The sequence below is a fragment of the Streptomyces sp. NPDC030798 genome (genome assembly GCF_055572275.1).
In genome coordinates, this window is the sequence record NZ_JBVIDR010000006.1 from 397,500 (window position 1) to 421,324 (window position 23,825).

Sequence of the window (23,825 nt, forward strand, 5' to 3'; positions counted from 1 at the left end):
GCGTCCCCACGCCCGGATCACGGCGTCCCCACGCCAGGACCTCATGTCCGCAGCCCCGCAAGGGTGACCGCAAAGACGCTCCCCGCCCTCCGCGTGGTTGCGGGGGGCGGGGAGAAAAATCCTCTGTCGCCGGGCAGTCCGGATCAAGTGGTGTGGACCATGCTCCCGGCCACATTCTTACCTGGATCCTACAAACATGTACTACCCGCGGGGAGCGGCCTCCCCCGTGATCTCCGCCGCCACCAGCTCGGCGATCTGAGCGGTGTTCAGCGCGGCGCCCTTGCGCAGGTTGTCGCCGCACACGAAGAGCTCCAGCGCGGTCGGGTCGTCCAGGGCCCGCCGCACCCGCCCGACCCAGGTGGGGTCGGTGCCGACCACGTCGGCGGGGGTGGGGAACTCGCCGGCGGCCGGGTCGTCGCAGAGCACGACGCCGGGGGCGGTGGCGAGGATCTCGCGGGCGCCGTCGACGCCGACCTCGCCCTGGAAGCGGGCGTGGACGGTGAGCGCGTGCCCGGTGATCACCGGCACCCGGACGCAGGTGACGGCGACCGGCAGCTTGGGCAGTCCGAGGATCTTGCGTGACTCGTCCCGGACCTTCATCTCCTCCGAGGACCAGCCGTCCTCCCGCAGCGACCCGGCCCAGGGGACGACGTTGAGCACCACCGGCTCCGGGAACGGCCCGGTGTCGTCCCCGACGGCCCGCCGTACGTCGCCGGGCTTGGTGCCCAGCTCGGTCCCGGCGACCAGGGAGAGCTGGGCCCGCAGGGCGTCCACCCCGGCCCGCCCGGCCCCGCTCACCGCCTGGTACGACGACACCACCAGCTCGCGCAGCCCGAACTCGGCGTGCAGCGCGCCCAGGGCGACGATCATCGACAGGGTCGTGCAGTTGGGGTTGGCCACGATGCCGCGCGGCCGGTTGCGCACCGCGTGCGCGTTGACCTCGGGCACGACCAGCGGCACGTCCGGGTCCATCCGGAAGGCGCCGGAGTTGTCGACGACGACCGCACCGCGCCCGGCGGCGACCGGCGCCCACTGGGCGGCCACCTCGTCGGGCACGTCGAACATCGCGACGTCGACCCCGGCGAAGGCGTCCTCGGTCAGGGCCATCACCTCGGCCTCCACCCCGCGCACGGCCAGCTTGCGGCCGGCCGAGCGCGGGGAGGCGATCAGGCGGATCTCGCCCCAGACGTCCGCGCGCTGGGACAGGATCTGGAGCATGACCGCGCCGACGGCTCCGGTCGCTCCCACGACCGCGAGCGTCGGCTTCGTGGTCATCGGCCGGTGCCTCCGTAGACGACGGCCTCGTCCGTGTCGGAGTCGAGCCCGAACGCGGTGTGCACGGCGCGCACGGCCTCCGGCACGTCGTCCTTGCGGGTGACGACCGAGATGCGGATCTCCGAGGTCGAGATCAGCTCGATGTTGACGCCCGCGTCGCTCAGCGCCTCGAAGAAGGAGGCGGTGACACCCGGGTTGGTCTTCATACCGGCGCCGACCAGGGAGATCTTGCCGATCTGGTCGTCGTAGCGCAGCGAGTCGAAGCCGATGCCCGGCCGGTTCTTCTCCAGCGCGTCGATGGCCTTGCGGCCCTCGGTCTTCGGCAGCGTGAAGGAGATGTCCGTCAGGCCCGTGGAGGCGGCGGACACGTTCTGCACGACCATGTCGATGTTGATCTCGGCATCGGCGATGGTCCGGAAGATCGCGGCGGCCTCACCCGGCTTGTCCGGCACGCCGACGACCGTGATCTTGGCCTCGGAGGTGTCGTGCGCGACACCGGAGATGATGGCCTGCTCCACCTTCTGGTCCCCAATCGGCTCACTGCTGACCCAGGTGCCCTGCAGTCCGCTGAAGCTGGACCGGACATGGATCGGGATGTTGTAACGGCGGGCGTACTCCACACAGCGGTGGAGCAGCACCTTGGAGCCGGAGGCGGCGAGCTCCAGCATGTCCTCGAAGGAGATCCAGTCGATCTTCTTCGCCTTCTTCACCACGCGCGGGTCGGCGGTGAACACGCCGTCGACGTCGGTGTAGATCTCGCAGACCTCGGCGTCGAGCGCGGCCGCGAGCGCCACGGCGGTGGTGTCGGACCCGCCACGCCCCAGCGTGGTGATGTCCTTCTTGTCCTGGCTGACGCCCTGGAAGCCGGCGACGATGGCGATGTTGCCCTTGTCCAGGGACTCGCGGATCCGGCCCGGCGTGACGTCGATGATCCGGGCTTTGTTGTGGACCGAGTCGGTGATGACGCCTGCCTGGCTGCCGGTGAACGACTGGGCCTCGTGACCCAGGTTTTTGATCGCCATGGCCAGCAGGGCCATGGAGATACGCTCTCCGGCGGTCAGCAGCATGTCGAACTCACGCCCGGCAGGCATCGGCGATACCTGCTCGGCGAGATCGATCAGCTCGTCCGTCGTGTCGCCCATCGCGGAAACGACGACGACAACCTGGTTGCCGTTCTTCTTCGCTTCCACGATCCGCTTGGCGACGCGCTTGATGCCCTCGGCATCGGCTACGGAGGAGCCTCCGTACTTCTGCACGACAAGGCTCACGTGCGCTCCTCGCTCGGTTCGTTTGTGTCGGCTCAGTCTAACGAGCGTCCGATATCCGCCCCCCTGCTCCCGCATGGTGAGACATCGTCCACTCGCCCCGAGTACCTGCCCAGCCCGCCGCCCGCCACGCGAAAAGTGCCCCGGGTCACAGTGAGCCGGCGAACGGGGTGAAGTGGGCCGGGGGATGGTCGATCGGCAGATCGGGGCGCCATGCGGTGAGGATCTGGGCGCTGCACTCGAAGAGACCGGGCGGCAGCGCGTCCAGCGGCCACCACCGCCAGTCGCCGACGCGCTCATCGGGCTGGTCGGACGGTTCACCGCGCCAGTCGGTGACGATCGCGCCGAAGGTGATCCGGACGACCCCGCCGACCTGGTCCACCAATGTCCCCAGCAGGCGGACGTCGGACGGCTCGGCACGCAGACCGGTCTCCTCGGCGAGTTCGCGGACGACCGTCTCCTGCAGTGACTCGCCCGGTTCCACCGTCCCGCCGGGCAGTTCGACCGTGCCCCGGCGATGGCGGCCCAGCAGCAGGCCGCGGGGCCCGAGCAACACGGCGCCGACACCTGCCGCCGCGTGGGCCACCGGCGGCATGGCGGTGCGCGGGCGAGCGGTGACACGGGCCGGGCGACGGACCTCGAAGAGCCGGTAGGAAGCGTGGTTCCCGGTCTCCGGGGCGTCGAGTACGGTGACGCCCTCCACGCGCAGTCCATGGTGTTCGAGCAGCTCAGCCCAGACGTCCGGGGTGAGCACCCACATCTGCACGGTCAGGGCGCCGCCACCGGCCAACCGCAGAATCTCCGGGCGGGGGGCGACGGCCGAGGTGGGACCGTCACCCCAGGAGTTGGTGTGCAGCACCGTGCAGTACAGCCGGCCTCCTGGCCGGAGGGCCGCGGCCAGGACGGGCAGCAGCCGGTGAGGGTCCAGGAAGTGCAAGGTGCTCAGGGAGACGATCACGTCGTACGGCGCCGCCGTGCGCAGGTGCTCGACGGCGTCCGCGTGGACGAGCCGGAGCCCGGGCAGGTCGGGGTACCGGGAGCGGGCGCGCTGCAACTGGCCGGCCGAGGCGTCGACCGCGTCCACCAGCGCCCCGTGGGCACGGACGAGATGGGCCGCGTGCCGGGCCGGGCCGCAGCCCAGGTCCAGCACACGCCGGCCGGCCAGGTCCCCGAGCACCTCGTCCCCCGGCCCGCCCTCCCCGGGGCCCCAGGCGATCCGGTCCACCTCCGGCAGGTGGGTCCCCCGCCGGACGTGGTGTTCCCCGTAGGCGCGCCAGGCCTCCGCGTTGACCTCCTCGGCGTTCACCGCCCCGCGGGCCGAAGCGCGGAGACGAACGCCGACCAGACGGGGGCGGGGAGGTGGAGTTGCGGACCGGTGGGGTTCTTGGAGTCGCGGACGCGGATGCGGGTGGCGAACGCGACCTCGACGCAGTCACCGCCCTCGTCGTCGCTGTAGCTCGACTTGAACCAGTTCAGCTGGTCACTCATGGCTGATCCACCATCCGCTGGATGAAACGGGCCGAATCTGCTGGGCTGAGGGCCTCTGCACGGATCATGCTGAGCCGCTCGATCGTACGGCTCACAACATCTGGTTCGGCCGACAGTTGGCTCCCCAACTGGCCCTCAGCGTAAGCGAACCGCTCGTGGTCACGGGTCTCCAGCAACACCATGGGACCCAGCAATGCCGCCGGAACGGCCCGTGGGAAAGGGAGGACCTGCAACGCGACATTGCGCAGGAGGGAGACCTCGAGCAGACGGCGCAGTTGTTCGGCGTCCACCAAAGGACTGCGCAGCGCAGCCTCGTAGACGACGAAGCTCAGGGCCACGGGCGGCTTTCGCTCGGTGAGGATCGCCTGCCGCTCCATTCGGCCGGTGATCCGCTCCTCCACCGTCTCCTCGTCCAAGGGCGGGTAACGGTTCTCGATGAGGGTCCGCGTGTATCCCCTTGTCTGCAACAGCCCCGGGATGTACGTGGCGTCGTAGGACCAGCGACCGATCGCCTCCCTCTCCCGCTCCATGAACTCCTGAGCCCGCGGCGGGAACTTCTCCCTGCTCAAGTAGTCCTTCGCGGCGCTCAGCAGGCCCTCCGCCCGGCACAGTTCGTCCGCCGCGTCGAGGACCCGGGGCGTCGGCATGCGTACCCCCTGCTCCATCGCCTTGATGGTGTCCGGGGAGTAGTTGGCGGCGGCGGCCAGTTGCTCTCGGCTGACATTCGCCTTCGTGCGCCAGCGTTTCATCTGGTTGCCGCTGAAGCGCCACATGGGCGGCGACTGGGTCACAGCTCGCACCTCCGGCCGGTACACCTCGGCGTGTAGCACCTGGGTCACTACCGAGGGTAGCCACAACCACGCAACTCTGTGACCATGACCAACGGAATTCACCGGCCCCCCTGGGTGCCCTTGCGCGGGCACCGGCTGCGCGTGGCCGGGGTGCACTTCGACGCCGTGCGGATCGAGGGGAGACGGGGGGAGGCCGTCGCCGAATGGCTGATGGAGCGCGGGGACGGGGACGCGGGGCCCATTGTGTGCGAGGGCGGCGGCGGGAGGCGGTGGGTGTACTTCCTGCTCCCGCCCGGCGTCGTGCACCGCTACGACTGGCCGCTCGGCGTGCAGTACTTCGGGCTGCGGACCGACCGCAGCGTGACCTACGTCGGCGTACCGGCGCTGGACGGGGACACCTGGCCGCTGCGCTGGTACAGCGAGCCGACGCCGACCGCGCCGTTCGTCGACGCCGCGGCGCTGCTCGTGGTCACTGCCCCTGGCGGATCCCCAGGGGGCCGCCGATCTCCTCCGCCATGACGCGGCCCGCCTCGAACTCCAGGGTCTCGTCGCCCATGGCCGGCTGGTCGGTGTCGAGGCCGTCGAGTTCCTCGAGGGGCTGGTCGAGGCGGACGTGGATGAGGACCGACTGCAGGGCGCGCAGGACGGCGGACGCCGTCGGCCCCCAGTTGGAGAAGTAGGAGAACTGCCACCACCACAGCGCCTCGGTGGTGCGGCCCGCGCGGTAGTGGGCCATGCCGTGGCGGAGGTCGGTGATCACGTCGGCGAGGTCGTCCGAGATACGGGCCGGCACCGGGGCCGTGCGGGGCTCGTAGGGGTCGAACACCTCGGAGTAGACGTCGACCGGGTCCAGCAGGCGCACCAGGTTCTCGCGGAGCTGGTCCACGTCGGCGTCCGGGCCGGTGTCCGGCTCGTAGCGCTCGTCGGGGACGATGTCCTCGTGTGCGCCGAGACGGCCGCCGGCCAGCAGGAGCTGGGAGACCTCCAGGAGGAGGAAGGGGACGGCCGAGGCCGGCTCGTCGCCCTTCGCCACCTCGGTGACGGCCACCAGGAAGCTCTCGACCTGGTCCGCGATCTGCACCGCGAAGTCGTCCGGGTTCTGCGCTGTGGCGTGCAGCGTGGCGTCAGACATCTAGGAGTCGTCTCCCCTCGAAGGCGCGGCCGAGGGTGACCTCGTCCGCGTATTCCAGGTCGCCACCCACCGGGAGGCCGCTGGCCAGGCGGGTGACCTTCAGGCCCATGGGCTTGATCATGCGGGCGAGGTACGTGGCCGTCGCCTCGCCCTCCAGGTTGGGGTCCGTGGCCAGGATCAGCTCCGTGACCGTCCCGTCGGCCAACCGCGCGAGAAGTTCTCGTATACGCAGGTCGTCGGGACCGACGCCCTCGATGGGGCTGATCGCGCCGCCCAGGACGTGGTAACGGCCGCGGAACTCGCGGGTCCGCTCGATCGCCACGACGTCCTTCGGCTCCTCCACCACACAGATGACGGCGGGGTCCCGGCGCGGGTCGCGGCAGATGGCGCACAGCTCCTCCTGCGCCACGTTCCCGCAGGTCGCGCAGAAGCGGACCTTCGCCTTCACTTCCAGAAGTGCCTGCGCGAGCCGCTTCACGTCCGTCGGCTCGGCCTGCAGGATGTGGAAGGCGATCCGCTGCGCGCTCTTCGGACCGACGCCGGGCAGCCGCCCCAGCTCGTCGATGAGGTCCTGGACCACGCCTTCGTACAACGGACTGCCCTTCCTGGAGACCTTTCGGTACGTACGGTAGTTGGCCCGGCGTCAGAACGGCAGACCGGGGATCCCACTGCCGCCGCCCAGCCCCTGGGCCAGCGGGCCCAGCTTCTGCTGCTGGAGAGTCTGCGCGTTCTCGTTGGCCGCCTGCACGGCCGCCACGATCAGGTCGGCGAGGGTCTCGGTGTCCTCCGGGTCCACCGCCTTCGGGTCGATCTTCAGAGCCCGCAGTTCGCCGGCGCCGGTCACGGTGGCCCGCACGAGGCCGCCGCCCGCCTGCCCGTCGACCTCCGTGTTCGCCAGTTCCTCCTGGGCCCGCTGCAGATCCTGCTGCATCTTCTGGGCCTGCTGGAGCAACTGCTGCATGTTGGGCTGGCCACCACCGGGGATCACGATCAGCTCCTCTACGTCCTACTCCTTGGCACGAGCCTACGTGGTCCACGCGGCCACCGCCCCGCCACTCTTTCGAGTGAGAGATGCGGGTGTCCTATACCCGACCAAGGCCCCCGTCCGGGCGGAAAAGGCGGGAAAGCCACGACCGGGCCACCCATTGGGCGGTAGGAAAGGACCCGCGTGTCGACGCGCGGCGTCACGCACTGTGACCGTTTGCGTGCGGTGACCTGTCCTTGCGGGGTCGGTGCCGTGTCCGCTGTCGTTCAGTAGGGAGTGCCGGGTGGGTCAGCCGGAGATGCAGCCCGAGGGTCGGCCTCAGGACGGACGGGGCGAGGGCGCGGCCCGACTGCGGCCGGGCGACCTGACCGCACGGACGTTCCCGCTCGGCGACTGGGGCGAGCCCGCCGAGCGGCTCGACGAGCTGTACCGGTGGGTGGAGCGGGGGGCCCTGCAGACGGCGGCCTGGTATCTCGAGGACCGGGTGTGGAAACGCCGGGGCGCACGGGCGCTGCGCGCCGGAGCGGCGGCGGGAGCGGTGTGCGGGGCGGCCCTGCCGCTGCTGGACCTGACCGGAGTGGTCGGCGGGGTGGCGCCCTGGGGCTACCTGGCGCTGATGCTCGCGGTGGCGTGCGTCGGGGTGGACCGGTTCTTCGGGGTCACCTCCGGCTGGATAAGGGACGTGGCCACCGCCCAGGCCGTGCAGCGGCGGCTCCAGATCCTGCAGTTCGACTGGGCCTCGGAGTGCGTGCGTGAGGTCCTGGGCCCGGCCGAGGGCACGGCCGCCGAGGCCGCCGAGCGGTGCCTGGGGGTGCTGCGCCGGTTCTCGGAGGACGTACTGGAGCTGGTCCGTACGGAGACCGCCGACTGGATGGTGGAGTTCCGGACCGGCCCTGCCCCCCTGGGCATCCAGGCGGCGGTGGCCTCCGGCTCGCGCACCGACCCGGCCGCCCCCGTCGGCAGGTTCCCCCTGCCCCCGGCCAACGGCACGCGTCCGAACATGCCGAGGCAACGCCCCCCGGAGCCACGCTAGGCCCTGTCCGGGACTGTGCCGGGGCTCACTGCTTGCTGTAGACAAGGCTCTCCCCGCCCGAGGCCTTCGCCCGCCGCAGCCGCCCGTCCGACAGGAGCGTGACCTCGGTGGCCTCACCGGGCGAGCACGAGGACATGGGGTCACCGCTCGTCACGCTCGACGGCCCGATCTCCAACGGCCCGCTTCCACTGGGCTGTTCGGCGAGTTCGGCCTCGAAGACGCAGTGGTACGTGCCACCGCCGTCCGTCGGGCCGTCCGCGACGAGCGTGAGCACCGTGTCGCCCACCTTGCCCTGGCGGATGGTCAGTTCGCGGGTGTTGGAGCCGTTGGCGTTGTCGATGGTCGTCTCCCAGGTGCCCAGGTAGGCGTCCGGGATCGCGCCGTCGGAGGAGGCGGACGCGGAGGTGGACGGCGCGGAGGGCGTGGGCGTGTCCGCCCCGGACGGCGGCGCGGTGGCCGTCGTGGGCGCCGGGCTGACCGTGCCGCCTCCCTTGTCGTCCGTACCGCCGCCGCTCTTCATCAGCGCGTACACGGACCCGCCCGCCCCCAGCGCCACCACCAGCGCGATCACGACGAGCAGCGCGGTGGACCGCCGGTTGCCACGCTCCGGCTCCTGCGGCACGCCGACGGGGGGCGGCCCGTAGGGCGGGGTGGCACCGAGCCCACCGCCGTAGGGGTTGTACCCCGGCTGCGGGTAACCGTAGGGCGGCGCGGAATGAGGCTGGGGGTGCGGAAGAGAAGGGGCCTGCGGATGCGGCTGAGCCTGCTGCGGATACCCGTACGCCGGCGGCGCCCCGAACCCGGGCGGCGGCGTCTGCCCGGACACGACGGTCGGCGCGTGATTGACACCCGGCCCACCGGGCTCCCCCGGAGGAGGCGGAGGCGCCACACCGCCATCGGCAACAGCCGCATGCTCCGGCGACGCCCCACGCCGATGCTGAACCCAAGCAGGCACAGCAGGCGCCCCGGCGGGCGCGTCCCCGGCACCGGCCCCGGCAGCACCGGCAGACGGCGCACCAGCACCCACACCCGCACCCGCACCCGCACCCGCACCCGCGGCGAACGGCCCCGCACCCGCCGACGGCGAATCCGCCCCACCGGGGCCACCCGCACCCGACGACGCTTCCCGCACCGGTGGTGCGGGTGGGAACCCGGACCCGGCCGAAGGCCGGGCGTCCACCCCCGCCCCCGAAGCCGCACCGCCCTCCGACGGATCCTCGGCCTCGAGCAACTGCACCGCATGCCGCCCCAACTGCGCCACCAACGCCCCCGGCAGCCAGGGATCCCGGGTCCGCCCCCCGGCCACGGTGTCCTCCGCCCCCGTCCGCTCCAGGATCCCCTCCAGCGAAGGCCGCGCAGCAGGATCCTTCTTCAGACAGTCCCGCACGAGATCCGCGATCCCCTCCGGCACCCCCTCCAGGTCCGGCTCCTCCTGGGCGATCCGGAACATCAGCGCGTGCACCCCGCTGTTGGCGCCCCCGAACGGCAGCACCCCGGTCGCCGCGTACGCCAGCACGGACCCCAGGCAGAACACGTCGCACGCCGGCGTGATCCGGTCCCCCCGCACCTGCTCCGGCGCCATGAACCCGGGCGACCCCACCAGCGACCCGGTACGGGTCAGCCCGTCCCCCGCCAGCGTCTCCATCGCCCGCGCGATCCCGAAGTCGATCACGCGCGGCCCGTCGATGGTCACCAGCACGTTCGACGGCTTCAGATCCCGGTGCACGATCCCCGCCGCGTGGATGTCCTTCAGCGCGTGCGCGAGCCCGGCCGCGAGGATCCGTACCGACCGCTCGGGCAGCGCCCCGTGATCGTGCCCGACGACCTGCTGCAGGCTGGGCCCTGCCACGTACCCGGTGGCGACCCAGGGCACCGCCGCCTCGGTGTCCGCGTCCAGCACGGGTGCGGTCCAGTACCCGCCGACCCGGCGCGCGGCCTGCACCTCCTGCCGGAAGCGCGCCCGGAACTCCTCCTGCTCGGCCAGCTCCTCGCGGACCAGCTTCACGGCGACGGTACGGCCCCGGTCCGACCGGGCCAGGTACACGTGCCCCATACCGCCCGCGCCGAGCCGCGCCAGCAGCCGGTAGGCCCCGATCCGGTGCGGATCCCCCGGTCCCAGCTTGTCCATCCCCGCGCCGCCTTCCCCCCCATAAGGTCTGCAACGGACCGAGAATAGTGCGATCTCCCGCACCCCCGCGCGGGGCCGTGTCTACGGTTCCGTAACAGCCGGGGCTGCCCGCCCGGCCGGCTCACGGAACCCGCTCCGTTCGACAATCTGTCGCGCTTTCCCCCCGCCCACGGAACAGGACGCCGATGTCGCGCCCGCGCAGCGCCCGCCTACGCTCGCCCGCATGACCCCTCAGCCCCATCCCGACGCCGGCGCCGCGGTGAAGGCCGCGGACCGTGCGCACGTCTTCCACTCCTGGTCCGCCCAGGACCTCATCGACCCGCTCGCCGTCGCCGGCGCCGAGGGGTCGTACTTCTGGGACTACGACGGCAAGCGCTACCTGGACTTCACCAGCGGGCTCGTCTACACCAACATCGGCTACCAGCACCCCAAGGTCGTCGCCGCGATCCAGGAGCAGGCCGCGAGGATGACGACGTTCGCGCCCGCGTTCGCCGTGGAGGCGCGTTCGGAGGCGGCCCGGCTGATCGCCGAGCGGACGCCCGGCGACCTGGACAAGATCTTCTTCACCAACGGCGGCGCGGACGCCGTCGAGCACGCGGTGCGCATGGCCCGGCTGCACACGGGCCGCGCGAAGGTGCTCTCGGCGTACCGCTCGTACCACGGCGGCACCCAGCAGGCCGTGAACATCACCGGTGACCCGCGCCGCTGGGCCTCCGACAGCGCCAGTGCCGGGGTCGTCCACTTCTGGGCGCCCTTCCTGTACCGCTCGCGCTTCTACGCCGAGACCGAGGAGCAGGAGGCCCAGCGGGCGCTGGAGCACCTGGAGACGACGATCGCCTTCGAGGGTCCGGGCACCATCGCGGCGATCGTCCTGGAGACCATCCCCGGCACGGCCGGGATCATGGTCCCGCCGCCCGGCTATCTGGCCGGGGTCCGCGAGCTGTGCGACAAGTACGGCATCGTCTTCGTCCTGGACGAGGTCATGGCCGGGTTCGGCCGCACCGGCGAGTGGTTCGCCGCCGATCTCTTCGGCGTCGTCCCGGACCTGATGACCTTCGCCAAGGGTGTGAACTCGGGTTACGTCCCGCTCGGCGGTGTCGCCATCTCGCAGAAGATCGCGGAGACCTTCGGCAAGCGGCCCTACCCCGGCGGGCTCACCTACTCCGGGCACCCGCTGGCCTGCGCCGCCGCCGTCGCCACGATCCACGCGATGGCGGAGGAGGGTGTGGTCGAGAACGCCGGGCGGCTCGGCGAGACGGTCCTCGGCCCGGCCCTCGCCGAGCTGGCGGAGCGGCACCCGAGCGTGGGCGAGGTGCGCGGCGTCGGCATGTTCTGGGCGCTGGACCTGGTCCGCAACCGGGAGACCCGGGAGCCGCTGGTGCCGTACAACGCGGCCGGCGAGGCGAACGCCCCGATGACCGCGTTCGCGGCCGCCGCCAAGCAGCACGGCCTGTGGCCCTTCGTGAACATGAACCGCACCCATGTGGTGCCGCCGTGCAACGTGACGGAGGCCGAGCTGAAGGAGGGCCTGGCCGCGCTGGACGCCGCGCTGGGCGTGGCGGACACGTACACCGTGTAGCCGAACGGCAGCTGCCGCCGGGAAGATCCGAACGCGTAAGGTGGCGTGCTCGTAAGAGATGGCGAGTACGTGCGAGTACGTCACCCGAACGCGTGAGGAGAAGCCCGACGATGCCCGGCAAAGGCGCCGTGACGCGCAGCACCCTGCGCCAGCAGATCGCGGACGCACTGCGCGACGAGGTGCTGGCGGGGCGGCTGCAACCGGGCCGGGCGTTCACGGTCAAGGAGATCGCCGAGCAGTACGGCGTCTCCGCGACCCCGGTCCGTGAGGCGCTGGTGGACCTGTCGGCGCAGGGCATCCTGGAGGCCGACCAGCACCGCGGGTTCCGTGTCCCGGAGTACTCCCTCGCCGACTACCGGGGCATGATCGAGGCGCGGAGCCTGGTCACCGACGGCATGTTCCAGGCGCTCACCGCCGGTCACCCCGCCCTCCTCGACATGGACAACCCGCGTACGGCGGCGGCCCTGGCCGCGGTGCGCCGGCGCGGCGAGGAGGCCCAGCGGGCGGCGGCGTCCGGTGACCTCACCGTGCTGATCGGCTACGACCTGCGCTTCTGGCGCGAGCTGAGCGGCCTGTTCGGCAATCCCTACCTGGCCGACTTCCTGCACCGGCTGCGGGTGCAGTCCTGGGTGTGCGCGGTCCAGCACCTGCGCCGGCTGCCCGACGTCCGGGGCCGCCTGTGGGCCGGCCACACCGAGCTGGTCGACGCCCTGGCCCGCCGCGAGCCCGCCTCGGCCCAGGCGATCGTCGCCGCCGCGAACACCCACTCCCTGTCCCTCCTGGAACGCCTGGCCCCCCGATGACAGGCCCAGCCCCCCACCCGAGGGCCGCCACCGGCGATCCGGCCCCCGAGGGCCCCACCGCGCCCGCCGAGGAAGCCGCTCCCGCCCCCGTCCACGGAAGCAGCACGGGTGGTTCGGGTGGTTCGGGTGGGAGCGAAAGAACCGCCGGAGGCGAAGCCGGGGCGGCGTCCGGAACCGGCCCCGCCGTCCACCTGTCGGTCCTCGTCCCGGCCTACAACGAGGAACACCGCCTGGCCCCCACCCTCGACGCCATCACCGCCCACCTCACGACCCACGAACCCCGCCCCTGGGAACTGATCGTCATAGACGACGGTTCCACCGACGCCACCCCCGCCCTCCCCGCCCTCGACGACCCCCGCATACGCCTGCTCACCAGCCCCACCCACCGAGGCAAGGGCCACGCCCTCCGCCTCGGCGTCGCCGCCTCCCGCGGCCACCGCGTCCTGATCACCGACGCCGACCTCTCCGCCCCCATCGAGGAACTGGCCCACCTCGACAAGGCGCTCGCCGAGGGCAACGCGGCGGCGATCGCGTCCCGCTCGGTCCCCGGCGCCGACATCACCGACCGCCAGCACCGCGTCCGCGAACTGCTCGGCCGGGCCGGCAACCTCCTGATACGCCGCACCACCGTCCCCGGCATCCGGGACACCCAGTGCGGCTTCAAACTGTTCGACGGGGACCGCGCCCGGGAGGCCTTCGCCGCCGCCCGCGTGGACGGCTGGGGCATCGACGTGGAGGTGCTGCGCCACTTCCAGCGCGCCGGCTGGCCGGTCGCCGAGGTCCCGGTCCGCTGGAGCCACCGCCCCGGCTCGAAGGTCGGCCCCCTCGACTACGCCCGCGCCCTCACCGACCTCGCCCGCATCCGCGCCCGTGCCCTGCGCCCCGCCGACCTGCTCGCCACCGCCCTGTTCCTGCTGATGTCGGTGGCCCTCTACGCGGGCCGCTTCTTCGACCCCTCCCACCGGTATCTCACCGACTCCCTGCAGGACCAGAACCAGTGGGAGTGGTTCTTCGCGGTCACCGCGCACAACGTCGCCCAGCTCCACAACCCCCTGTTCACCGACCTCCAGGGCTTCCCCGACGGCGTCAACCTGATGGCCAACACGGTGATGCTGGGCCTGTCGGTGCCCCTCACCCCCGTCACGCTGCTCTGGGGCCCCGCCGTGTCCCTCAGCCTGTGCATGACGCTGGGCCTCGCCGCCACCGCCGCCGCCTGGTACCGGCTGCTGGTGAAACGGGTCGTACGACGGCGCCCGGCGGCCTTCGTCGGCGCGTCCCTCGCGGCGTTCGCACCCCCGATGGTCAGCCACGCCAACGCGCACCCCAACTTCGTCGTCCTCTTCATGGTCCCGCTGCTGATCGACCGCGTCCTGCGCCTGGCCACGGGCACCCGCGTGGTCCGGGACGGGATCGTGCTCGGCCTGATGGCGGCCTACCAGGTCTTCCTCGGCGAGGAGCCGCTGCTGCTCGCCTCCCTCGGCATGCTGCTGTTCGCCGCCGCCTATGGCGCCGTACGCCGGGACGTGGCCCGGGCGGCCCGGCGCCCGCTGCTGCGGGGGCTGCTGATCGGCGCGGCGGTCTGTCTGCCGCTGGTGGCGTACCCGCTGTACTGGCAGTTCGCCGGTGCGCAGAGCTACGGGGGCATCGCGCACGACAACGCGGGCAACAGCCCCCTGTCCCTGCTCGCCTTCTCCGACCGCTCGCTGATCGCGGGCGACGCGGGGACCGCCGGCGCGCTGTCCCTGAATCCGACCGAGCAGAACGCCTTCTACGGCTGGCCGCTGACCGCCGTGGCGTTCACGATCGCCGTACGGCTGTGGGGGCGCGCTCTGGTGAAGGCGCTGGCGTTCACCGCGGTGGCGGCGGCCGTCCTCTCGCTCGGGCCGAGGATCCGCATCCCGCTGACCGACACCGTCTGCCCCGGCCCCTGGGCCCTGCTCGCCCGCCTGCCGCTGTTCGACTCGGTCATCGAGGGCCGGCTGGCGATGATCTGCGCCCCCGCGCTCGGCATGCTGCTCGCCCTCGCCCTCGACCGCGCGGCCGCCTCACCGCACCGGGGCAGCCGCCACCTCGCCCTGCTCGGCGTCGCCGTCGCGCTGCTCCCGCTGGTCCCGGCGCCACTGCGGTCCGCGGACCGGGTGGCCGTGCCGGCGTTCGTCGCGGACGGCACGTGGCGGTCGTACGTCCATGACGGCGAGACCCTGGTCCCGGTACCGCTGCCCGACTCCGGCGACGCGGAGGCGCTGCACTGGCAGACCACCGCCCACTTCGCGTTCAAGCTGCCCGGCGGCTACTTCAACGGCCCCCGGGGCACGGACGACCGCCGCGGCATCTACGGCGCCGCCCCGCGCTACACCGCCGGCATGCTCCGCGAGGTCGGTTCCACCGGCCTGGTCCCGCTGATCGGCCCGCAGGCGCGGGCGCGGGCCCGGCAGGACTTCGCCCACTGGAGGGCGGGCGTCCTGGTGCTGCCCCCGCAGCCGCACGCGGGCGCCCTGCGCACGACCCTGCGGAAGCTGACCGGGCGCGACGGGACGTGGACCGGCGGGGTGTGGGTATGGGACCTGCACGGTTCGTACAGGGGGAGCTGAGCCGCACCCGCACCGACTACCCTTCCCTGACCACCTGCTGCCGTGCGTGCACCGCGCGCCTGCCGATGCGAGGAGCCCTCTTTGGCCTGTGACCTGTGGCTGGTACCGCTCGTGGACGTGTTGTGCCACACCCCGGACAACCCGTTCGCGGAGGAACTCGCGCACTACAACAACGCGCTGGCCGCCGCCGGACTCCCTCCGGTGCCGGTCTACCAGTACATGCCGGGCCTGTCCGGCGAGGTCGCCCCGGTGGCCGGTTTCGACTACGACGCGCTGCATTTCCTGCGCCGGGCCTATCTGCTGCAGGTGTGCGGCCTGCCGGTGACTCCGGTGGACGAACTCGGCGGCGACTACGAGCAGTTGCTGGAGATGTTCGAGTCGACCGCCCAGCAGTCCCACCTGGTCTGGCACTACGACCACGCGGGCGCGTACGTCCCGGTGGACTTCCCGCACCCGCTGTCCAACGACGAACTCCTCGCCGGCGGCGGCCCGTTGGGCTCCTCGCAGAGCCTGCTGCGGGAGCTGGAGTACGTGGCGCCGACGATCGGCATCGACCCGGCCAACCCCCCGGCCGCGCCCGCGCCGCCCTCCGCCCCGACGGAGCTGGAGCAGCCGGCCGCGCCCGCGCCGTACGACCCCAGCCCCTTCGCCCGCGAACGGCACGTCTGGCTCGGCCTGCACGCGGCGGCGACACGCTCCCTGGCGCAGGGGTCGATGATCGTCTTCAGCTGACACCTTCTCCATCGGTCGGCAGCGGGAGGCCGCCGACCTCAGGATGTGCCCGGAACGTCCGGGGCAAGGGGTGGCGGGGCTCAGAACACCGGCGTCCCGGCCTGCGTCAGCTTCCAGTTGGTGACGGCGAAGTCGGCCGGATCGAGGGTCTTCTTCGCGGTCACGTAGTCGATCATGAGCTGCCGGATCTCGTTGGTCGAGCTGTAGGCGATGTCGGCCGAGGCGATGTGCGGGTAGCCGGAGCCGCCGTTGGCCCGGTAGTTGTTGACGGCCACGACGAAGACCTGGTCGTCGGCGACCGGTGCGCCGCCGTACGTGAGGTTCTTGATGCGCGACCCCTCGGCCTGCGCGATGTCGATCTCGTAGTCGACGCCGGCGGCGGTGTCGTACATGTAGTCCCAGAAGCTGTTGGCGTTCGTCAGGGTGGCGGTGTCCACCTTCGTGCCGGCGGGCACCTGGTGGTAGTACTTCGCCGCGTACTCCAGGTAGTCCTTGAGCTGGGCGCCCGTCAGCTTCTTGCCGTAGAGGGTGTTGTCGTAGATGTAGAGCCCGGCGATGTCCTTGATGGTGACGTTGCCCTGGGGGATGTCCGCGGTGCGGCTGAACGGCGCGGCGACCGAGATCAGCGGCAGCGCCGCGTCGGCCGCGGACAGTCCGGCCTGCACGGAGTCCATCTGCACCTTGTGGATGAAGTCCATGATCGGCACGTCCTTCCAGCAGGACTCCGCCGCGGACAGATCCGCCGTACACGTGCCGACCGCCGTGTTGACGTACTTCACGACCAGCTCGTGGTCGGCCTCCAGCAGCCGCTTGATCTCCGGGTCCTCGTCCACCGTGTTGGGGTTGAGGGTCTGCGCCGTCTTGCCGGTGACCCGCCACTGGCCGTGGTGCAGCTCGAGCTCGAAGTCGAAGACGCTCAGCCGGTAACCCCAGCAGTAGGGCTCCGAGAGCAGCACCTCCTCGCCGGTCTGCTCGTTCTTGACGGTGTACGACGGCACTTCCACGTGGGTGTGTCCGACGAGGATCGCGTCGATGCCGGGCACCTGCTCGGCGACGAGGTTGGAGGCGTTCTCGACGTACGGCAGCTCGTCCCCGTACGAGGAGGACCCGTCCAGGCCGGAGTGGTCGGTCAGGAACACGACGTCGCAGCCCAGCGCCCGCAGCCGCGGCACGTACTTCTTCGCCTGCTCCACCAGCCCCGGGAACACCATCTTCCCGCTGACGTTGTCCTTGTCCCACAGCGCGATGCCGGGGTTGGTCAGGCCGAGGATGCCGACCTTGATGTCCGGGGCACCGGGAACGCAGATCCGCTTCACGGTGTAGGGCGGGAAGGCCGGCCGCAGGGTCTTCGCGTCGAGCGCGTTGGCGCCGAGCAGCGGGAAGCGGCACTGGCTCTCGAACTTCCGCAGCACGTCGATGCCGTAGTTGAACTCGTGGTTGCCGAGGGCGGCGGCGTCGTAGCGCATGTGGTTCATGGCGACGGCCATCGGGTGCTCGACGCCGTCGGTGATGGGATCGACGCGGGCGAAGTAGTAGGCCAGCGACGTCCCCTGGATGATGTCGCCTGCGTCGACGAGCAGAACGCGCTCCTCCCCCTTCGCCTCCCGCTGCTGCTTGATGAGCGTGGCAACCCGGGCCACCCCCACCGAGTTGCCCGCCTTGTCGCTGTAGGGGGCGTCCCTGTAGTAGTCCCAGTCGAAGACATGGCTGTGCAGGTCGGTGGTCCCGAGGATGGAGAAGGACCAGGTGCGCGGCCGGTGCCCGCTGTTCTCCTCGGCGGCCTGCGCGGGCCCCGCCAGGGCGCCGCCTGCGGCGGCGACGGCCGCCCCGGTGACGGCCGACTTCTTCACGAACTCCCGGCGATTCATGGGACTGAGGGGCATGCGAGGCTCCTGGGAGGCAGGCGTGGACGTGAGCGGATGACGTGCCGTGCGGGGGCTACCCGCGTAGATCGTGCTCGCGCCCCGCCGGAGCCGGGAACCAGGAAAAGACCATGTCCAGGTCAAGAATCAGCCAGAAAGGACCAGATCATCAGGGGCGGCCGATGAGCCGGATCTCCGGCGGCCAGAGCACCCCGCTCGCCAGGAGCAGCGAAGGGCCCAGATGCACCGGGCACACCGAGAGCGGGGGCCTGTTGTACCGGGCGACCTCGAAGACGGCGGCGTCGGAGCAGTCCGTGCCGTCGGCATGCTCGCCCTCGCCACCGTACGGTCCCCGGCATCGCGCGCTCCGGTGCACGCTCATACCTCGATTGTGCACCGCCCCGATGGCCACCGGGACGGCCGGCGCGGGGGCCGGCCGTCCTGGCGGGGGTGTGGGCCCGAGGCTCAGAGGAAGGAGTTGATCTCGATCGTCTCGTCGCGGCCCGGGCCCACGCCGATCGCGGAGATCGGGGCGCCGGACATCTCCTCCAGCGCCTTGACGTAGTTCTGGGCGTTCTTCGGGAGGTCCGAGAAGGACTTGGCCTTGGTGATGTCCTCGGACCAGCCGGGCAGGGTCTCGTAGACCGGCTTCGCGTGGTGGAAGTCGGACTGGGAGTACGGCAGCTCCTCGACCCGCTTGCCGTCGATCTCGTAGGCCACGCAGACCGGGATCTGCTCCCAGCCGGTGAGGACGTCGAGCTTGGTGAGGAAGAAGTCGGTCAGGCCGTTCACGCGGGTCGCGTAGCGGGCGATGACCGCGTCGAACCAGCCGCAGCGGCGGTCACGGCCGGTGGTGACACCCCGCTCGCCGCCGATGCGGCGCAGCGCGTCGCCGTCCTCGTCGAAGAGCTCGGTGGGGAACGGGCCGGCGCCGACACGGGTCGTGTACGCCTTGAGGATGCCGATCACGCGGCTGATCTTCGTCGGCCCGACGCCCGCACCGGTGCAGGCGCCGCCCGCCGTCGGGTTGGACGAGGTGACGAAGGGGTACGTGCCGTGGTCGATGTCCAGCAGAGTGCCCTGGCCGCCCTCGAACAGGACGACCTTGTTCTCCTCCAGCGCCTGGTTCAGGACCAGGACCGTGTCGGCGACGTACGGCTCGATCTGCGCCGCGTAGCCCAGCAGCTCCTCGACGACCTGGCCGACGGCGATCGCGCGCCGGTTGTACAGCTTGGTGAGGATCTGGTTCTTGACGTCGAGGGCCGCCTCCACCTTCTGGGTGAGGATCGACTCGTCGTACAGGTCCTGGACCCGGATGCCCACGCGGTTGATCTTGTCGGCGTAGGTCGGGCCGATGCCGCGGCCGGTGGTGCCGATCTTGCGCTTGCCGAGGAAGCGTTCCGTCACCTTGTCGACGGTCACGTTGTACGGCGTGATGACGTGCGCGTTACCACTGATCAGGAGCTTGGACGTGTCGACGCCACGCTCGTTCAGACCGCTCAGCTCGGAGAGCAGGACCGACGGGTCGACGACGACACCGTTGCCGATGACCGGAACACACGAAGGCGAGAGGATTCCGGAAGGGAGGAGGTGGAGTGCGTACTTCTGGTCGCCGACGACCACCGTGTGGCCGGCGTTGTTGCCGCCCTGGTAACGCACCACATAATCGACGGAGCCACCGAGGAGATCCGTCGCCTTTCCCTTGCCTTCGTCACCCCACTGAGCACCGAGCAGCACAAGTGCGGGCACGCGCGTACACCCCTTCCGGGCGGGGCATGTCCAAGGTCGGGGGCGTGGGCGTAAGGTTCACCGCCGCGTACCACCGCGACCGCCTTTGGTCGCACAACCGTCGGACCGGATGCCCCGGAATAGACGAAGCCCCTGGCGCAATAGCGCAAGGGGCTCTTGCACAAAGATGCTACCCGAGGAAGCGAGGCAGGACCGAGGTGGCGACTTTCGCGACGTCCGATCAGCTGCTGGTGATCATCGACCCGGCGGCACGGCAGAGGGACGGAGAGTCCGTACGGATCGCGAAAGACGTGCTCAGCGCGGGTGCCGCCGCCAAGGTCTGCCTGCCGGAGGGGCCCGAGGAATTCGCCCGGGCGCTCGGCAGGCGGGGGTCCCGGCGCCCGGTCGTGGTCGGTGACGACCGTGCGCTGGTGCGGGCCGTGACGCTGCTGCACCGGCACCGGGAACTGGCCGGATGCGCGCTGTCGGTGGTGCCGGTGGGCGCCGCGCTGGGCCTGGCGGAGTCGCTCGGCGTGCCGAGCGGGGCCGTGGCAGCGGCGCGGGCCGCGCTGGACGGGGTGGAGCGGCGCCTGGACCTGCTGGTGGACGACAGCGACGGGGTGGTGCTGGGCGCGCTGGGCATTCCGCCGGCACCGCGCCGTGCGGCCGTCCCGGCGCCGGTGGCGGCCGCCTCCGGCCGGCCCTGGTACCGCTCCCTGGTGCGCACCCTGGCCCCGCGGCCGCCCCGCCTGGCCGCCGTGCCCTCCCCCGGGCCGGCCCGGGTGCGGGTGGAGGTGGACGGCGCGACGGTGGTGGACCTGGACCACCCGGTGGAGACGGTCTCGGTGACGCCGGGCACGGGGGGCGTGGCGGAGGTGGAGGTCCGCCCGCTGTCGGTGGGCGCGGAGGCGACGCCCATACGGACGTCCGGCCGGACGGTGACGGTGGTCGGCGCCGACTTCCGCTACCGCGCGGACTCGGCGGTCTCGGGCCCGGTGCGCAGACGCACCTGGCGCGTGGCGGAAGGCGCCTGGGGGCTGGTGCTGCCGACCACGGCGGGCTGAGGTCGGTCGAGGTACTGCTCGAGCTCGGATCAGGCCACCCTCACCTCCAGCCCCCGCAACCCCCGCATCACGAAGTTCGGCTTCCGCTCCGGCTCCGCCGCCAGGGTCAGGGTCGGGGCCCGGCGCAGGAGAGCGGTCATCGAGGCCGCGAGTTCGATGCGGGCCAGCGGGGCGCCGATGCAGTAGTGGATGCCGGCGCTGAAGGAGATGTGCGGGTTGTCCGCGCGGGTCAGGTCCAGGCGGCCGGGCTCGGTGAAGACCGCCGGGTCGTGGTTGGCGGAACCGAACAGCATGGCGATCTCCGAGCCGCGCGGGATCGTCGTACCGTCGATCTCGATGTCGTCCAGGACCCAGCGCTCGAAGAGCTGCAGCGGGGTGTCGTAGCGCAGCAGTTCCTCGACGGCCGAGGGGACGAGGGAGTGGTCGGCGCGCAGGGCGGCGAGCTGGTCCGGGTGGCGGAACAGGGCCCACCAGCCGTTCACCGTCGCGTTGACCGTCGCCTCGTGGCCCGCGTTGAGCAGCAGGACCGCCGTGGAGATCATCTCCTGCTGGGTCAGCCGGTCGTCGTCCTCGTCGTGTGCCGCGATCAGCCCCGAGACGAGGTCCTCGCCCGGCTCCTTGCGGCGGGCCGCGATCAGCTCCCGCAGGTACTCCGAGAACTCCACCGACGCCCGGACCGCCCGCGCCGCCGTCTCCTCGTCGGGGTTCAGCTCGTACATCCCGCAGATGTCCGCCGACCACGGCCGCAGCCGGTCCCGGTCCGCCTCCGGGATGCCCAGCATCTCGGCGATCACGGCCACCGGCAGCGGCTCCGCCACGTCCGCGAGCAGGTCGCCGCCGCCCGCCTCGACCAGGGCGGCCACCAGGCCGTCCGCCAGCTCGTGCACGTACGGCCGCAGCCGCTCCACCGTGCGCGGGGTGAAGGCCTTCGACACCAGGCGCCGGATCCGGGTGTGGTCCGGCGGCTCCAGGTCGAGCATGCCGTGGTCGTTGAGCGTGTGGAACGGCTCGTGCGCCGCCGGGGGCGCGGTCCGGCCGAACTCCTCGTGCGAGAACCGGTGCTGGTAGGTGCGGCCGAGCCGGCGGTCCCGCAGCAGCGCCGAGACGTCCGCGTGGTGCGGGACCAGCCACTGGTCGGTCGGCTCGTACCGGATCACCCGGCCGCTCGCCCGCAGCTCCGCGTAGGCCGGGTACGGGTCGGCGAGGAACGCCGGGTCCCAGGGGTCGAAAGCGAGGTCGGAAGCAGCTGCCATGGACGGACGCTAGCCCGGCTCACCCCGGTGTGACCAGCCTCGCCTCGTACGCGAACACCGCCGCCTGGGTACGGTCGCGCAGGCCCAGCTTCACCAGGATCCGGCTCACATGCGTCTTGATCGTGGACTCCGCCACCACCAGCCGCCCGGCTATCTCCGCGTTGGACAGGCCCTGCGCGATCAGCACCAGCACCTCCGTCTCCCGCTCCGTCAGCTCCCCGTGCGCAGCCAGCGCCCCCGGCATCAGGGGCCGGGCCTCCCCGAGGCGGGAGAACTCGGTGATCAGCCGCCTCGTCACCGACGGGGCGAGCAGCGCCTCCCCGGCCGCCACCACCCGTACCCCGTCCGCGAGCCGGCGGGCCGAGGCGTCCTTCAGCAGGAAGCCGGAGGCCCCCGCCCGCAGCGCCTGGTACACGTACTCGTCCAGGTCGAAGGTGGTCAGCACCAGCACCTTCGCCGCCGCGTCCGCAGCGACGATCTCCCGGGTCGCCTCGATGCCGTTCAGCTCCGGCATCCGGATGTCCATCAGCACCACGTCCGGGGCGAGTTCACGGACCCGTTCGACCGCCTCCCGCCCGTTGACTGCCTCGCCGGCGACCTCGATGTCCGGCATCGCGTTCAGCAGGACCGAGAAGCCCTCGCGGACCATCATCTGGTCGTCCGCTATGAGGACGCGGATCGTCATGCGCCGTCCTCGATCCCGGGGCCGGTCGCCGGTACCGGCAGGAACACCGTCACCTCGTAGCCCGCGTCGGCCGTCGGGCCCGCCGTCATCTCGCCGTTCAGCATGGAGACGCGCTCCCGCATCCCGGTGATGCCGTGCCCGGCGCCCGGCGAGGGCTTCACCAACCCCGGGGCGGGCGGCGGGCCGTTGAGGACGCGCAGGCCCAGGCCGCCGAGGACATAGCCGATCTCCACCCGCGCGCTCGCCCCCGGCGCGTGCCGCAGGGTGTTGCTCAGCGCCTCCTGCACGATCCGGTACGCCGACAGCTCGACGCCCTGCGGCAGTTCGCGCACCGCGCCGGTCACCGCCTTCTCCACGTCCAGCCCGGCCTCGCGCACGTTGGCGAGCAGCCCGTCCAGGTCGGCGAGGGTGGGCTGCGGGGCGTCCGGCGCCTCGTAGTCCTCCGCACGGACGACGCCCAGCACCCGGCGCAGCTCGGTCAGGGCGGCGACCGCGTTCTCCCGGATGGTGGCGAACGCCTTCTCCAGCTCCGGCGGCGGGTTCTCCACCCGGTACGGGGCCGCCTCCGCCTGGATGGCGACCACCGACATGTGGTGGGCGACCACGTCGTGCAGCTCGCGGGCGATGGTGGTGCGCTCCTCCAGCAGCGCGCGCCGCGAGCGCTCCACGGCGGTCACGGTCTGCTGGGCGGTCACCTCCTGCTGGGCCTCGCGCCGGACGTGCCGGACGGTGACGGCCAGCAGCAGCAGCGCCGAGAGGATCAGCATGGGCGCCACGTTGACCTCGTAGTGGCTCGCACCGAGGACGGTGTCGAACCAGGTGCCGTACGCCGCGGTGAGCAGCCACATCCACGCCGCCGTCCGCGGGCGGGTGCGTATCGCCACCACCGTGAGCACCGCCAGATGGGAGACGAAGCTGCCCGGCAGCCACGGCCAGCTGTCCCAGCTCGAGGCGAGCACGGACGTGATCGTCGTCGCGGCGAGCGACAGCCAGAACGCGCCGGCCGGACGGACCAGGGTGAGCAGCACCGGGATCAGGGCGAACAGCCCGCACAGCACTCCCGCGATCCCGTCGTCCCGGTTGCTCGCCAGGTTGCCCAGCATCGCCACCACGCCCACGGCGGTCACCAGCGCATGCGGAAGCCAGGGCGCGTACCCGCGGAGGCGGCCGGGCAGATGGCGGGTGAGCCGGCCGTCGACGCCCAGGGGCGGCAGCGGGCGGTAGGCGAAGGCGCCCCGGAGCAGGTCCTGCCGCAGCCCGCGCAGGGCGTCCGCGGCCAGCCGGAACTCCGGGCTGCGCGGCCTGGCGGCCGCGCCCGGCGGTGTCGTCTGCGTGTGCGTGGTCTCGGTCACGGCCACACGGTAGGCCGCCGCGGGCGTGGGGGTCGTCCCCTGCGAGAGGGGTTCTCGGGCATCCGTCTCAGGTACTACG

22 protein-coding genes are annotated in these 23,825 nt (G+C 71.9%); 7 read left to right on the top strand and 15 right to left on the bottom strand.

The annotated features are described in order from the left end of the window. Positions 1-201: 201 nt before the first annotated feature. The 5 genes from ACZ404_RS17040 to ACZ404_RS17060 form a co-directional block, all read right to left on the bottom strand. The gene (locus ACZ404_RS17040; protein ID WP_468440480.1) at positions 202-1,275 is read right to left on the bottom strand and encodes an aspartate-semialdehyde dehydrogenase; all 1,074 of its coding nucleotides are present in this window, start codon (positions 1,273-1,275) and stop codon (positions 202-204) included. Continuing rightward, on the bottom strand, positions 1,272-2,543 hold the full coding sequence (locus ACZ404_RS17045; protein ID WP_468440482.1) for an aspartate kinase: 1,272 nt from the start codon (positions 2,541-2,543) through the stop codon (positions 1,272-1,274). The genes ACZ404_RS17040 and ACZ404_RS17045 overlap by 4 nt, the downstream gene beginning before the upstream one ends. 145 nt (positions 2,544-2,688) lie before the next feature. Next, positions 2,689-3,846 (bottom strand): bifunctional class I SAM-dependent methyltransferase/NUDIX hydrolase, encoded by a 1,158-nt coding sequence (locus tag ACZ404_RS17050; protein WP_468440484.1) that lies wholly within the window; start codon positions 3,844-3,846, stop codon positions 2,689-2,691. Continuing rightward, positions 3,843-4,028 carry a DUF397 domain-containing protein gene (locus ACZ404_RS17055; RefSeq protein WP_468440486.1) on the bottom strand — a complete coding sequence of 62 codons (186 nt, stop codon included), beginning with the start codon at positions 4,026-4,028 and terminating at the stop codon, positions 3,843-3,845. The genes ACZ404_RS17050 and ACZ404_RS17055 overlap by 4 nt, the downstream gene beginning before the upstream one ends. Beyond that, positions 4,025-4,801, bottom strand: coding sequence for a helix-turn-helix domain-containing protein (locus ACZ404_RS17060; RefSeq protein ID WP_468440615.1), 777 nt, complete (start codon positions 4,799-4,801; stop codon positions 4,025-4,027). The genes ACZ404_RS17055 and ACZ404_RS17060 overlap by 4 nt, the downstream gene beginning before the upstream one ends. 96 nt (positions 4,802-4,897) lie before the next feature. Here ACZ404_RS17060 and ACZ404_RS17065 point away from each other — a divergent pair, with 96 nt between their 5' ends. Next, positions 4,898-5,338 carry a hypothetical protein gene (locus ACZ404_RS17065; protein WP_468440488.1) on the top strand — a complete coding sequence of 147 codons (441 nt, stop codon included), beginning with the start codon at positions 4,898-4,900 and terminating at the stop codon, positions 5,336-5,338. On the opposite strand, the gene ACZ404_RS17070 is transcribed toward ACZ404_RS17065, so the two are convergent. Genes ACZ404_RS17070 through ACZ404_RS17080 form a run of 3 tightly spaced genes read right to left on the bottom strand, consistent with a single transcriptional unit; the run spans position 5,289 to position 6,939 of the window. Further along, positions 5,289-5,951, bottom strand: coding sequence for a DUF5063 domain-containing protein (locus tag ACZ404_RS17070; RefSeq protein WP_468440490.1), 663 nt, complete (start codon positions 5,949-5,951; stop codon positions 5,289-5,291). The genes ACZ404_RS17065 and ACZ404_RS17070 overlap by 50 nt on opposite strands. Next, positions 5,944-6,543, bottom strand: coding sequence for a recombination mediator RecR (gene recR, locus ACZ404_RS17075; protein ID WP_468440492.1), 600 nt, complete (start codon positions 6,541-6,543; stop codon positions 5,944-5,946). Before recR ends, ACZ404_RS17070 begins: the two co-directional genes overlap by 8 nt. A gap of 51 nt (positions 6,544-6,594) precedes the next feature. Further along, positions 6,595-6,939, bottom strand: a complete 345-nt coding sequence (locus ACZ404_RS17080; RefSeq protein ID WP_381653888.1) for a YbaB/EbfC family nucleoid-associated protein — start codon at positions 6,937-6,939, stop codon at positions 6,595-6,597. A gap of 280 nt (positions 6,940-7,219) precedes the next feature. On the opposite strand from ACZ404_RS17080, the gene ACZ404_RS17085 reads away from it, so the two are divergent. Further along, the gene (locus ACZ404_RS17085) at positions 7,220-7,969 is read left to right on the top strand and encodes an SLATT domain-containing protein (protein ID WP_468440495.1); all 750 of its coding nucleotides are present in this window, start codon (positions 7,220-7,222) and stop codon (positions 7,967-7,969) included. Between the two features lie 25 nt (positions 7,970-7,994). Here ACZ404_RS17085 and ACZ404_RS17090 read toward each other — a convergent pair whose 3' ends face one another. Next, on the bottom strand, positions 7,995-10,097 hold the full coding sequence (locus tag ACZ404_RS17090) for a serine/threonine-protein kinase (protein WP_468440497.1): 2,103 nt from the start codon (positions 10,095-10,097) through the stop codon (positions 7,995-7,997). A gap of 223 nt (positions 10,098-10,320) precedes the next feature. Between ACZ404_RS17090 and ACZ404_RS17095 the strand changes: the two genes are divergently transcribed. From ACZ404_RS17095 to ACZ404_RS17110, 4 genes are all read left to right on the top strand, one after another. Then, a complete protein-coding gene (locus tag ACZ404_RS17095; RefSeq protein ID WP_468440499.1) occupies positions 10,321-11,676 on the top strand; it encodes an aminotransferase class III-fold pyridoxal phosphate-dependent enzyme in 1,356 nt (451 codons plus the stop codon). Positions 11,677-11,786: 110 nt separating this feature from the next. Beyond that, positions 11,787-12,479 (top strand): GntR family transcriptional regulator, encoded by a 693-nt coding sequence (locus ACZ404_RS17100; protein WP_468440501.1) that lies wholly within the window; start codon positions 11,787-11,789, stop codon positions 12,477-12,479. After that, entirely contained in the window at positions 12,476-15,070 is a 2,595-nt protein-coding gene (locus ACZ404_RS17105; RefSeq protein WP_468440503.1) for a glycosyltransferase, read from the top strand. The genes ACZ404_RS17100 and ACZ404_RS17105 overlap by 4 nt, the downstream gene beginning before the upstream one ends. 81 nt (positions 15,071-15,151) lie before the next feature. Continuing rightward, a complete protein-coding gene (locus ACZ404_RS17110) occupies positions 15,152-15,802 on the top strand; it encodes a hypothetical protein (RefSeq protein WP_468440505.1) in 651 nt (216 codons plus the stop codon). Positions 15,803-15,882: 80 nt separating this feature from the next. On the opposite strand, the gene ACZ404_RS17115 is transcribed toward ACZ404_RS17110, so the two are convergent. The 3 genes from ACZ404_RS17115 to ACZ404_RS17125 form a co-directional block, all read right to left on the bottom strand. Further along, positions 15,883-17,685 carry a bifunctional metallophosphatase/5'-nucleotidase gene (locus tag ACZ404_RS17115; protein WP_468440507.1) on the bottom strand — a complete coding sequence of 601 codons (1,803 nt, stop codon included), beginning with the start codon at positions 17,683-17,685 and terminating at the stop codon, positions 15,883-15,885. Positions 17,686-17,833: 148 nt separating this feature from the next. Next, on the bottom strand, positions 17,834-18,046 hold the full coding sequence (locus tag ACZ404_RS17120) for a hypothetical protein (protein WP_468440509.1): 213 nt from the start codon (positions 18,044-18,046) through the stop codon (positions 17,834-17,836). An 83-nt stretch (positions 18,047-18,129) separates the two neighbouring features. After that, complete coding sequence (locus ACZ404_RS17125; protein WP_468440511.1) at positions 18,130-19,413, bottom strand: adenylosuccinate synthase; 1,284 nt, start codon at positions 19,411-19,413, stop codon at positions 18,130-18,132. Between the two features lie 197 nt (positions 19,414-19,610). Between ACZ404_RS17125 and ACZ404_RS17130 the strand changes: the two genes are divergently transcribed. Beyond that, entirely contained in the window at positions 19,611-20,456 is an 846-nt protein-coding gene (locus ACZ404_RS17130; protein WP_468440513.1) for a diacylglycerol kinase family protein, read from the top strand. Between the two features lie 29 nt (positions 20,457-20,485). Here ACZ404_RS17130 and ACZ404_RS17135 read toward each other — a convergent pair whose 3' ends face one another. The 3 genes from ACZ404_RS17135 to ACZ404_RS17145 are packed head-to-tail and all read right to left on the bottom strand — an operon-like array spanning position 20,486 to position 23,746. Continuing rightward, positions 20,486-21,709 (bottom strand): cytochrome P450, encoded by a 1,224-nt coding sequence (locus ACZ404_RS17135; protein WP_468440515.1) that lies wholly within the window; start codon positions 21,707-21,709, stop codon positions 20,486-20,488. Positions 21,710-21,728: 19 nt separating this feature from the next. Continuing rightward, the gene (locus ACZ404_RS17140; RefSeq protein WP_468440517.1) at positions 21,729-22,394 is read right to left on the bottom strand and encodes a response regulator; all 666 of its coding nucleotides are present in this window, start codon (positions 22,392-22,394) and stop codon (positions 21,729-21,731) included. Beyond that, positions 22,391-23,746 carry a sensor histidine kinase gene (locus ACZ404_RS17145; RefSeq protein ID WP_468440519.1) on the bottom strand — a complete coding sequence of 452 codons (1,356 nt, stop codon included), beginning with the start codon at positions 23,744-23,746 and terminating at the stop codon, positions 22,391-22,393. The genes ACZ404_RS17140 and ACZ404_RS17145 overlap by 4 nt, the downstream gene beginning before the upstream one ends. Between the last annotated feature and the right edge of the window lie 79 nt (positions 23,747-23,825).